This is a genomic window from Nocardia ignorata NBRC 108230 (assembly GCF_001612905.1).
GTDB lineage: Bacteria > Actinomycetota > Actinomycetes > Mycobacteriales > Mycobacteriaceae > Nocardia > Nocardia ignorata.
In genome coordinates this window covers 1-8,499 of the sequence record NZ_BDBI01000061.1, presented here as the reverse complement: position 1 = coordinate 8,499, position 8,499 = coordinate 1, and the positions used below count along the sequence as shown (strand labels likewise).

Genomic DNA, 8,499 nt, shown 5'->3' with positions numbered 1-8,499 from the left:
CAGTTCAGCGCTCGGGTTGGTCGACTCGTGCACGCCCGATCCGGTGCCCGACGAGGCGCTCGGCTTCGGCGAGGGGATACCAGGCTGCAGACTGACCTGTAGGGTCTGTGCCTCGTCTGTGAAATCGGCTGTCGCTCCTCCATGCTCGTCGGCAAAATCAACTCATGACAAGTTCGTCCAGCACAGCGACACTCGACTGGCTTCCCGACCGTCTGGCCACTGCCGCTTTCCGGCTGAGTCGCGTCGACCAAACCGTGGAAGCCATCGGTGCTCTCGCCGCGGGCTGGTCGGATAACAAGCCCATCGGGCTGACACAGAGCCAGTCGGGTGGGCAATGGGTGACCAGCGTCGTGAGCGTCCGCCCGGTGCCGCCCCTGGCTTCTGTTCTGTTCAGCGAAGCCATTCATCATCTCCGGGCCGCGATCGAAAACACGTTGTTCTACCTCGTTGAGAAGGAACGCGGGTTTCGGCGCCACGATCACCATGGTCGCCCCGGACCCCAGCGCGAGCAGTAGCTCGAGGACGGAGGCATCGAACGACGGCGACGCGAAATGCAGCGTGCGCGCGTCGGCATCTACGTCGAACTGTCGCCGTTGCTCCTCGCAGAACGGCTCGAGTCCGGCGTGGCTCACCACCACGCCTTTGGGCACACCTGTCGACCCGGAGGTGTAGATGACGTAGGCGATATGTTCTGCCCGCAGTGGTAGGACTCGGTCCGCATTGATGATGGCTCAACGGAGTAGCCCCTGACCTCCGCCGCATCCTCCAGCGCTCCCAGGTCGAGCCACTCCACACCGCCGGGCAACTTCCCGTGCTCGCGAGTGACCGTAATACCCAGCGCCACACCGGAATCCGAGACCATGTGCGTGATGCGATCAGCCGGGTACCTCGGATCGATCGGGACGAACCCGGCACCGGTCTTGGCGATCGCCCACACCGCGAGAACCGATTCGATCGATCGGGTGATTCCCATCGCGACCAGGCTCTCGGGGCCGACACCGAGATCTATCAGGTACCTGGCGATCCGGGTGGAACGCTGATCGAGCTCGCGGTAGCTCAGCGATCCGAGCGTGCCCGTGCCATCGGCGAAAACAAGCGCCACCCCATCCGGGTTCTGCTCGACTGCCGCCGACATGAGCCGCGGCAATGTGAAGGCTCCTGCCCGCCGAGCTCGCGCAGGCCGCTGCCGCCGCCCCGCTCCCGCCTCGCCGCCGACAAACCCGCTCATGGAACCCGCATCCGCCGGACGCATAACCCTCTAACCTGCCCTGACGCCGCGCACACAGGGCGGTGCACACACGGCCACCTAACGGACTCCGCCCCGGCGGTACCCTACCATTCGAAAACTAAACCTCTACTTGAAAGCTTCTGTGACAGTGGGCAAGTCGGCCCATCCGCCCTGCTCGATGCCGGATTGAAGCCGCCAACAGACGGTCGCCCAACGCAGAAGAGGCCCCACCCACAAGGGGTTGGGCCTCTTCTGTTCTGTATCGGTCACCGATCCTGCTCCCTTGCGGCAGCGCTTGCTACTCCGGTGGTGCCCGCGGGCGCCAGGGGCGCGAAGTCGGCTGCGGGTGGTCCCGGCACCGGATCGGTGCGTAGCGCCCCTATCAGGTTCGATTGCCGAGTCGTCGCCAACAGATCGGTGCCGCACCAAGATTCAAGTCGTGATCGGTACCGGTTCACCGGCGTGGTGCGTGCCGAATGCACGCCTTATCGTGTCGGCCGCTTCAGCGCCACCAGTTGTTCAGTCTGAAAGCAGGCTCTCTCGTGCACCGACAGGGTGGGTTGCCACGGTCAATTCTGATGTAAATTCCGCCCCCACGGATTTGACTATAAACTGCCCGGCTTTGTCGAGTGTCACCTGGGATACAAACTCTCGATACATGTCGAGCAGCACTGATCCCGCTTTCACCCACTTGAGACGCACCGAACAGCTCACGACGTCGATGACAAGCGATAAAATCTCATCTTCGCCGGTCTTGAGAACAACTCTCGTGACACCAACCTCTCCCGTCAGCACTTCGGGCACGACTCCGAGAATCTCAATAAAATCTTGCTCATCCGGGTAGCTCATCGCAGCCATAGATTCTACCCCTTCTTTCCTTTGGGTATCACGGTTGTCAGCCTACGTTGCCCATCCACAACTTGCCAAGTGGTCTCGAATTTCAACAGCCCGCGCGGGCCGACAAAGAGCGACTCCCTGACCTCAAAGGTACCCCACTCGTCCGTGTACGTCTTAATAATGTTGTCGTCCGTGCAACAATCTCATTGAAATGGTTCATCAGCAATTCTCGTCCGGCCTCGTTATCATACACTCCGACACGGGCAAGTTGCTCTCTATTTTGAGCTCTTTTGGCTTCTCGGGTGCCATGTCCCCACCTTTCAAAAGTTCATCGGCAAGACGCCGATCCGAATCATGCGTCTTGTTTGCGCACAGCTTGCGAAGCCATGCCCACAGGCGACCACGCCTTACGCAACAACAACTTCGCGAAGGCACGGATCACTTATGAATCGAGACAATTGCAAAGCTAATTTCAAAGGTGCCATCGTCGCACCAATTAAAAGTGGCCGAGTTGGCGGCTTAAACTAAAGCCTGACGCGGGATAGACCTTCAGCCAGCCGATGAACCGTTGGGGATCACAGAATATTATCTGACTACGATGCGGATACTCTCGCAACCACAACAGGCGACTGTTACGGCACTACCACACGACGCGATCACCGGGTAGAGTCGGGAGGCACTATCCGGCAACAACATTGAGCAACGAGGACCTTCGATGAGTCGAGAAGATTCAGACATACCCCACACCTATCAACTACGCCGGGAATGGCAAGGACCCCATAGGCCCTCATATCTTCTAGTAGTTGCTGGAGCCGCGCTACTCGCCTTCTCGGTCGCATCCCGAGCCTATCCCTTCGCCGCCATTGGACTAGCGTCTATTTCAACGTTTGCGTTTCCACCCAAACCCTTTGTAGATTCAAATTCGAAACTACCCCGGTTAATCGGCCGACGGTTGTTAGGTCTCCATAATTCAGGTATCGTACTCGCGTTTATCAGTGGCATTTTGATAGCGCACTACGGCACCGACATCAGGGTCGGGATGATCACGGCTTGCGGCATAGGAATATCCTGCGTAACGGCATGGATTATGATCACCCAAATATTACTAGCGCGCATGTGTTCGATGGAATTTGGCCCTTCTGCCCTTACCGTTCGTTTCGCTTACCAGCGATGGGTGTTCTACTGGAACGAGATTTCCGAACTCAGTGTGGAGCCCAGACCTCGACACTCAGGCCAGCGAGCGATGGTTACCTTCTCATACTCAGGAAACCCCGTGGAGGCAGCAAGGCCACGGATCTGGGGCGACAAGTTGGCGAGCCGGCGTTGGTCGATTTATGCGCAAACTTGGTCGGCAGATCCTAATTCTCTTCTAGCGACGCTTCGCTTTTTTGCGAATGCTAAAATCGCGCCCGGCACGACTAACGATGAACTTGAATTCATGCTTCGAACTCCAAGTTGGAGCGAATAATGCCCTATCGCCATGAGGGCCTATTCCAGGAGTCAGGACCGGGAAGCGACGGGTCCCCCCACTCCTACGTGTGGGTAAGACACACCCTGGAAACACATGGAAGGTCTCGACTTCTTGCCACGTCCAGCTTTCTCGCGTTTGCTCTGATAGTCGGGGCCATCGCCTATCTGCTCGGCAACGATGATCTGCTCGATATCGGCATTATGTTCGCTACCCTTGCTACCATCTTGGTTTCATACTCGATCAGCGTGCGATCGATGCGTCGACCGCTGGTATCAGCAGCCGCAAAGCCGGGTGCGCTGTCACTCCGCCACCGCCCAGTTCTCGCTGTGCCCACCTTCCTAGCAGGCCTGTCATTTTCCGTACTCATGATCATTGCCGGTTTCCAGCACAGTCTTCCAGAAGCCGCTCTAGGTGGCATCGCCAGCGCCACCCTTACTATTTCGCTCCCAGTGATTGCATATCTGCAATCCAAACGCGCCTTCCTGCATCTCACCCCGGATTACATTCGCGTCACCACTATTTTCAACGATAGCGAGTGCAATTGGGAGAACATATTGCACATCCGCGCCACAGATCACCGCTCAGGGGTAGATACCATAGGTATTGCGCACAAGAACAACAGCGTAACTGTTCATAGGCAGACTCCCGGTTTCGCTGCGATCCGCCCCGGACAAGAATGGGAGTTCTCCGCGAAGTCGTGGGGCGCTTCCCTCAACTCGCTGTTATCGACACTAATCTTTCTTCGTGAGAATCCGGATATCAGGCAGTCACTTGACGAGAGTCGACTCAGGGCGATGCTCGAGGACCCGTCGTGGGCCGTCGAGCCTCGTCCAGCGCGTGCCCGGCGATGCCTGAATTCATTCTTCAGCAAGCACTGATCCATGTCTGACCGACCGGCCCACAGCACCAGGGGAAATGAGTATCCGGGGTGTGGCGGAATCAACTCGTTGCCGAGCCCCACCCGAGCATCTCGTTCGCACCGGCAATGCTCGTCGAGTCGCCGATACGCTCTCTCGTTCTCGTTACTCCCGGCCGTGGAATCGGTTCTGGGCGGTTTCGGCCGTGTTGAGCATCCGAGGACTTCGCCCAGACGAGCCACCGAAGCGAGTCGGACATGTCAGCGAGCAACATCCGGTCCAGATGCCATTCGTATTCATGGGGGTTTCGCACCCGGAATAGGGCTGAAGTCCGTGGACTACAACTGACAACAGCTTTCAGGTCTCCCCAGCTCAAGTCATCGGTCCCGAGATTCCGCAGGCGCAGCCCCAATGCGATCAGGTCATACTCGATAGCCTCGGCGTACTCCTCGAGGAGTGCATCGAGGCTCAGGATTCCCCCAGGCTTACCCCCGAGTGCCGCTGCCATGAGGCAATCAAGCGGTGGTAGGAGTCATGATCCATGTCATCCAGCGCTGCGAGAACCTCACCGGGGACACTGAGTTCGATGATGGTGTATAGCGCATCGGTCAGGCCGAGACGACGAATCCGGCGGATCGTGCCGGGCTTCAGATAGGTCAGTGAGGGAAGCCGGACTTCTACGGAGCCGACGCGTTCTACGAAATCCTCCTTCACCTTGTCGGGAGTCGGTGTGACAGGAGCCTGGGGCGAGGACATGCGATTTCTCTCGTTCGTGGTGGTTTTGTGCCGTCTTCCGCTGTGGGCCGGCTCGTGTGGAGCCGGCCCACAGCGGGTCGTTCGATCAGGCGGTCTTGATGCCGTCGTCGAGGTAGCGGTACGCCTTGACGCCTGCGTCGTTCTTGAACACCCGCGCGCGGCTCATCTGCGCAACGCAGGGTTGGGCCTGTTCCCGTAGTGCCCGGCGCCGCGCGAGCAGGCGCGACCGCAGCATCGTTGATCTTCTCCCCGGCCACGTGCGACGGGCGCTGCGCTCCGGGTGCCACCGACCACCTCAAGCGCTGGTCGGCGCTAGACCGTCCCCGCAGTCCGGTCCCGGCTTGCGCCGGGACCGGACCTTTCTCGAACGCGGTACTCCCCAACGCAATCGGGGCCACCCGACCGTACTCGGAGATCCCGCGACCATCCGCCAACTGCTCAGCGTGTGTCGCATCGGCACTCTGGCGTAGCCGCCAGTCGGCCGCCGGAGAGGCCCTGGTTCGGCCTGCGATGAAGAGGGACTACCTTGGTCCGTCTCTGGCTTGGGCGGTTACCGATGCTCTTCTATCCAAGCACTTCCGGGCGGGCACAAGTATCTGGTGGCAGCGTCGATGAAGGACCTGGCTTGTTCCTCCGTCATGGCTCCAAGAGGAGCTTGGAGCATTCGAATGTTCAGTTCGACAGGGACGGGGGCGGCATCCCCTATCGGAGTCTGGTCATTGCAGACCGAATCGCCGTCGAAGAGGAGAGACTCGTCGTCACTGAACTCCAGCCCGAGGGGCCTGACGTGTCGAAGGAAAGCCTCCTGCTCGACCGCGGCCTGGCCCGACGCCGCTACCGTCGTGCTCGACGGCCGCGAGGTCGATGCTGGCAATGTCGACTGCAGCTGACGAACTGAAGAACCCGCTGACGGCACTTCCGACATGGTCGCGGTACTGCATCCGGCGCCGGCGAGCGCGGTCAGTCCCATCAGCACGGCGGCTGCGACTTGAGAATAGGCGGTGAACATGGGCGGCTCCTGTACTTACCAGATCGTCCCCAGGTGCACGTGGTGCCCCGCCACGCCGGCGACGGGCTGCACCTGGCCTTCACCGGACAACAGAAGGCGGACAGCGAATGAGCCGCCGCCGCGTGCGGACCATCGACCAGACTGATGCCGTCCCCAAGGGCTCGATCGCCGACGACAGATGGGGCCACGAATTCATCCGCCACGAAGATGGCTGGGTCCGCGAAATCTGGATCGACAGCGCGGAACTCCTCGCCGACGGCCCCGTCTATATCGAGGACCAGCCCGGTTGAGCGCCAACGACCTTCACGTCGCGCCCTGCGGCGAGCACCTTCACCATAGCCTCGACAACCGCGAACACGACGAGGTCACGACCGGATGTGCCGCAAAACTCGCTACGGCAGAACGCCCGCACTCATGGCGGGCGTTCCAATCCCAGCCAGGTCACATGTGGAAGTAGTGGTTCGGGCTCAGCGCGTAGTAGATCGTCGGAATGTACGCGACGAACATTCCGAGGAACAGGTGCTTGATGATCGAGTGCCCCTTCTGCTCGCGGCTGCGCACGATCGGCGGCTGCTGGCGACCCGCCGGGGCCTGCTGAGGCGGGTAACCCTGGTGCGGGGCCTGCGGGTAACCAGTCGGCGGCTGTTGCGGGAACCCCGCCTGCGGGTGCGGGTAGCCCATCGGGGGCTGCTGAGGGTAGCCCGAGGGCTGCTGGGGCGCGGGGTAACTCATGGATAGATCGTAACCAGGTGCCTTGACGCTGTTGGTCAATCGAACTGAATACCCGCTTCTGTCACACCTCAAACGTTCCCGTCGCACGCAAATCCATCGAACGCATCAGCACCAGACGGCACGCCGATGCGAACGCTGGTCCTGCTATCCGCCGATCGCGAACTGGGTGACGGCGGTGAGCGCTGGGCCGGACGCGATGCCGATGGCGAATGGTCAGACGAAGTTCTTCTTGACCGTGTCCCACGCGTCAGTCATCCGGCTGAGACCACTCACCTGTCCGATCACCGCGCCCAGCCGCTCAGTGGCGAGGCGCAGCTCGAAATCACCGGGAATCGCGTAGTTGCTGACGCACCACTCCAGGTTGGGGCCCATGATCCTTGGCCGGAAGGGTGTCTCGATATCAGTCGATCACTCCGCGAGGACCCACCTTGCCTTCCATGATTTCGTACTCGCCGGGATAGACCTCCCGACGTGACCGACCCTCAGGAACGGGGATCAGCACGTGATAGTCACTACGGCGGGCGGATTTGCAGCGGTAGCTGCCCGAAAAGAAGATCATCACCGAGCCGCCGCGACCGGACTCGATGCCGACCTCACGGCCTCCGTTGAAGGTCCCTTCGATGTCGCGGCCGTCATTGCCGACAGTGATCGAGCCGTCGTGGTGAAAGACCACGAAGGTGCTGTTGTCGGCGGTGATCGTCGACGCAGCGGCGCCGCCCAGCGTTGGATCGATAGAGGTTGTGAAGTGAGGCTTCTCGCGAGCTCCGATCGGCCCGCGCACATCAAGTTGCTGCCCCACTCCGATCCGCACAAACTCGCCCAGCGCGTTGTGCCGACCACTTTCGAGGATCGTCCAAAGGTGCGAGCGAGACCAGACTTTCACCCTGCCGTCGTAGAACAGCGAGACGCGGTCGGCTCCATTGCTCAGCAAGTACCTGTCGGAATTGGGTGCCATGCCTCCAAATCTGACATAGGGACCCAGAATCCTGCAGCCATCACGAAAAGGTGCAGGTAGGCGTCACCGGGCCCGCCACGGCGGTCGACTGGCCGAAAGCTGCCCGGCCGAACTAGTCATCACCACCGGAAAAGAGGCAGCGCCCCACCTCACGTCGGCTACGGCTCCTGCGCGACGACGACGACCGCAACACCGCGGCCGCCGCCCAACCCACGGTTGGACACGGCGGCGACGACTACCGCACGGCAGTGATGTGAGTCCCCTCCGGCTCTGGAGTCGTCGGCTGGGGCCTTCGACGGCCGCGTCGGTCATCACAGGATCCCGTCGCGCGGGCGGCTGGAGCTAGTGGATTGCACGCGCCATCCACTCTTCGGCGTCGACAGAGTGCCGCGCCACCCCGAGCACAAGGTCTGCCCTGGCCTGGCACCCGCCCCGCGCGGGCCACCGGGTTCGCTCGTTCAACCTTGATCCATCGAAGCGCGTGGCATAGTCAGATGTATGGACAGCTTCGATGACGCTGTGGCGCGGCGCATCCGTTCCAACCAGCAGGCGTCCAACGGCGAAACTGCCCGGCGCGCAGGGAAAACACAAGTCTGCGCCGCAGCGGCGACGGAGATGACGCGGCTTCTTGAACAGTTCGCCGACCATCTCAAC

At 60.9% G+C, this 8,499-nt stretch carries 12 protein-coding genes; 2 read left to right on the top strand and 10 right to left on the bottom strand.

Annotated elements, in window-relative coordinates:
- The 3 genes from NI2_RS35490 to NI2_RS32385 form a co-directional block, all read right to left on the bottom strand.
- Positions 1-650: AMP-binding protein (locus NI2_RS35490; RefSeq protein ID WP_255284057.1), on the bottom strand; the 650-nt coding region annotated here is incomplete at its 3' end.
- A complete protein-coding gene (locus NI2_RS35485; RefSeq protein ID WP_067499058.1) occupies positions 629-1,135 on the bottom strand; it encodes an AMP-binding protein in 507 nt (168 codons plus the stop codon). The genes NI2_RS35485 and NI2_RS35490, both read right to left, overlap by 22 nt.
- A 612-nt stretch (positions 1,136-1,747) precedes the next feature.
- Positions 1,748-2,086 carry a hypothetical protein gene (locus tag NI2_RS32385; protein ID WP_067499055.1) on the bottom strand — a complete coding sequence of 113 codons (339 nt, stop codon included), beginning with the start codon at positions 2,084-2,086 and terminating at the stop codon, positions 1,748-1,750.
- A gap of 1,446 nt (positions 2,087-3,532) precedes the next feature.
- Between NI2_RS32385 and NI2_RS34325 the strand changes: the two genes are divergently transcribed.
- Positions 3,533-4,414 carry a hypothetical protein gene (locus tag NI2_RS34325; protein WP_133734333.1) on the top strand — a complete coding sequence of 294 codons (882 nt, stop codon included), beginning with the start codon at positions 3,533-3,535 and terminating at the stop codon, positions 4,412-4,414.
- A gap of 61 nt (positions 4,415-4,475) precedes the next feature.
- Here the strand turns inward: NI2_RS34325 and NI2_RS35825 are convergent, their stop codons facing one another.
- The 4 genes from NI2_RS35825 to NI2_RS32375 all read right to left on the bottom strand — a co-directional run bounded on the left by NI2_RS35825 (position 4,476) and on the right by NI2_RS32375 (position 6,158).
- Complete coding sequence (locus NI2_RS35825) at positions 4,476-4,901, bottom strand: DUF5361 domain-containing protein (protein ID WP_166655849.1); 426 nt, start codon at positions 4,899-4,901, stop codon at positions 4,476-4,478.
- Positions 4,862-5,149 carry a hypothetical protein gene (locus tag NI2_RS32380; protein ID WP_133734334.1) on the bottom strand — a complete coding sequence of 96 codons (288 nt, stop codon included), beginning with the start codon at positions 5,147-5,149 and terminating at the stop codon, positions 4,862-4,864. Before NI2_RS32380 ends, NI2_RS35825 begins: the two co-directional genes overlap by 40 nt.
- An 85-nt stretch (positions 5,150-5,234) precedes the next feature.
- On the bottom strand, positions 5,235-5,384 hold the full coding sequence (locus tag NI2_RS34320; protein WP_157104719.1) for a hypothetical protein: 150 nt from the start codon (positions 5,382-5,384) through the stop codon (positions 5,235-5,237).
- 315 nt (positions 5,385-5,699) lie between these two features.
- On the bottom strand, positions 5,700-6,158 hold the full coding sequence (locus NI2_RS32375) for a DUF732 domain-containing protein (RefSeq protein ID WP_067499050.1): 459 nt from the start codon (positions 6,156-6,158) through the stop codon (positions 5,700-5,702).
- Positions 6,159-6,265: 107 nt separating this feature from the next.
- Here NI2_RS32375 and NI2_RS32370 point away from each other — a divergent pair, with 107 nt between their 5' ends.
- Positions 6,266-6,448, top strand: coding sequence for a hypothetical protein (locus NI2_RS32370; RefSeq protein WP_067499048.1), 183 nt, complete (start codon positions 6,266-6,268; stop codon positions 6,446-6,448).
- Positions 6,449-6,599: 151 nt separating this feature from the next.
- On the opposite strand, the gene NI2_RS32365 is transcribed toward NI2_RS32370, so the two are convergent.
- The 3 genes from NI2_RS32365 to NI2_RS32360 all read right to left on the bottom strand — a co-directional run bounded on the left by NI2_RS32365 (position 6,600) and on the right by NI2_RS32360 (position 7,845).
- Complete coding sequence (locus tag NI2_RS32365; protein WP_067499046.1) at positions 6,600-6,890, bottom strand: hypothetical protein; 291 nt, start codon at positions 6,888-6,890, stop codon at positions 6,600-6,602.
- Positions 6,891-7,103: 213 nt separating this feature from the next.
- On the bottom strand, positions 7,104-7,262 hold the full coding sequence (locus tag NI2_RS34315; protein ID WP_157104718.1) for a hypothetical protein: 159 nt from the start codon (positions 7,260-7,262) through the stop codon (positions 7,104-7,106).
- A 28-nt stretch (positions 7,263-7,290) separates the two neighbouring features.
- A complete protein-coding gene (locus NI2_RS32360; RefSeq protein WP_067499043.1) occupies positions 7,291-7,845 on the bottom strand; it encodes a hypothetical protein in 555 nt (184 codons plus the stop codon).
- Positions 7,846-8,499 lie beyond the last annotated feature (654 nt).

Bases quoted from the DNA above. Each gene is read 5' to 3' on its own strand.
- NI2_RS35485 (WP_067499058.1), bottom strand. From the start codon at position 1,135: ATGTCGGCGGCAGTCGAGCAGAACCCGGATGGGGTGGCGCTTGTTTTC.
- NI2_RS32385 (WP_067499055.1), bottom strand. From the start codon at position 2,086: ATGGCTGCGATGAGCTACCCGGATGAGCAAGATTTTATTGAGATTCTC.
- NI2_RS34325 (WP_133734333.1), top strand. From the start codon at position 3,533: ATGCCCTATCGCCATGAGGGCCTATTCCAGGAGTCAGGACCGGGAAGC.
- NI2_RS35825 (WP_166655849.1), bottom strand. From the start codon at position 4,901: ATGGCAGCGGCACTCGGGGGTAAGCCTGGGGGAATCCTGAGCCTCGAT.
- NI2_RS32380 (WP_133734334.1), bottom strand. From the start codon at position 5,149: ATGTCCTCGCCCCAGGCTCCTGTCACACCGACTCCCGACAAGGTGAAG.
- NI2_RS34320 (WP_157104719.1), bottom strand. From the start codon at position 5,384: ATGCTGCGGTCGCGCCTGCTCGCGCGGCGCCGGGCACTACGGGAACAG.
- NI2_RS32375 (WP_067499050.1), bottom strand. From the start codon at position 6,158: ATGTTCACCGCCTATTCTCAAGTCGCAGCCGCCGTGCTGATGGGACTG.
- NI2_RS32370 (WP_067499048.1), top strand. From the start codon at position 6,266: ATGAGCCGCCGCCGCGTGCGGACCATCGACCAGACTGATGCCGTCCCC.
- NI2_RS32365 (WP_067499046.1), bottom strand. From the start codon at position 6,890: ATGAGTTACCCCGCGCCCCAGCAGCCCTCGGGCTACCCTCAGCAGCCC.
- NI2_RS34315 (WP_157104718.1), bottom strand. From the start codon at position 7,262: ATGGGCCCCAACCTGGAGTGGTGCGTCAGCAACTACGCGATTCCCGGT.
- NI2_RS32360 (WP_067499043.1), bottom strand. From the start codon at position 7,845: ATGGCACCCAATTCCGACAGGTACTTGCTGAGCAATGGAGCCGACCGC.